Genomic DNA, 1,482 nt, shown 5'->3' with positions numbered 1-1,482 from the left:
GCAGTTTGATTCTCTCCATGATGCCATGGATTCCGTTCTCAAAGCTGCGTCCTAACCACCTTGACTAATGCTATAGTTCAATTAGGGGTCGAGATAGACCTCACGGTCTACCCCTCCCATTCAGAACCGTGCATGAAAGTTTTCCCTTCACACGGCTCCTAGTTTGATTGCTTCTTTTGTTAAGAACACAGCTTTGCGTCATCTAATGCCGTCTTATTGTCGCGGGTGTGGCGGTGTAGCAGTTGAAGATTTTTGTATTCATCCTTTCCACCGTGGCTTCTAGGTACAATGTGGTCTACTTCAACTAAGTCTGATGGGGTAAAGTATTGCCCGCACCAGGTACACTTGCCTTTTTGCTTTTTGAGTAGTTTTGCTACCCTATTTGGTGTGTCAATTGCTTGTCCTTTTCGGGTTGCCCAGTAAGTCCAGTTTCCGTCATCAAGTGTTGCGTCTGGGCGTATTAGGGTGTGTCTGACAATCGGAGTCCAATTGTGTTTCCATAACTGAAATCCATCCTTGGTCTTGAATAACCAAGTTTCATACCTTTCTTTCCTATTGCTAAGTTTAACCGTTCCGTGACTGAAATAGTTTCTTAGCTTTTCATGTAGGTTTGCCCTTCCGCATCTTCAAACTTTCCATGCTCTTAACATTTCCCAGACTATATGGTCTAGTTTATTGAAGGCTTCTGTTGAAACTACCCCTGAATAGTAGTTTGACCAACCTCGTATTATTGGGTTGAGTCTGCTTATCAGGGCTGATTGAGGTGCTGTTTTATGCTTCCTGATTACACCTTTAATCACTTCTGTGTGAGCTTTAACTGCCTTATTGCTGGGTTTAATGTGGGTTTTGTGTCCGATTAATCGGCTCGCCGCTCCACCTGTTTTCCCGGATTGATATTTTCCTATAGGGTATTGCCTGATGTTGAATCCTAGAAAATCAAAGCCGGGTTCCTCTGTTTTACCTTCGTACTCAATGGGATTGAGTGTATGGCATATTCGAGTCTTTTCGGGTTTAATTTTTAGTCCTACAGGTTTTAACCATTCGGAAATAGCAGTTTTGCACTGTTCAATGATTTCTAGGTCTTTGGATATGACCACAAAATCATCGGCATATCTTATTAGGTTTACCTGGGTGGTCGTCCCTTTATTAGGATACATTTCTTTTACTATTCTTTCCATTCCATCCAGGGCGATGTTGGCCAATAGTGGACTTATCGCTCCTCCTTGAGGTGTCCCTGTTTCTGTATCCTCGAATACACCGTTATCTAGCACACCCGCTTTGAGCCATTGTTTCAAGTCTCTTTTCAGGCTGCTTGGACAATGAATTTGTGACAGTAGGTATTCATGGTTCACGGTAAGAGCATTTGGCTATATGTTAGGGGTCGAGAATGGAGTCACCACCATCTCCTCCCATTCAGAACCATACGTGAAAGTTTCCCTTCATACGGCTCCTGGTGTGGATACCCTGTTTTGTCAAAGGAGC

The 1,482-nt window shown here is 43.5% G+C and carries 1 pseudogene; it reads right to left on the bottom strand.

From position 1 onward, the window contains the following. Positions 1–179: 179 nt before the first annotated feature. Positions 180–1,352: pseudogene (locus tag ACTIE0_RS24340) on the bottom strand (group II intron reverse transcriptase); the annotation flags it as partial. Between the last annotated feature and the right edge of the window lie 130 nt (positions 1,353–1,482).

The organism is Limnospira sp., from assembly GCF_051859755.1.
Classification (GTDB): Bacteria; Cyanobacteriota; Cyanobacteriia; order Cyanobacteriales; family Microcoleaceae; genus Limnospira; species Limnospira fusiformis.
This window is presented reverse-complemented; position numbering and strand designations above follow the sequence as displayed.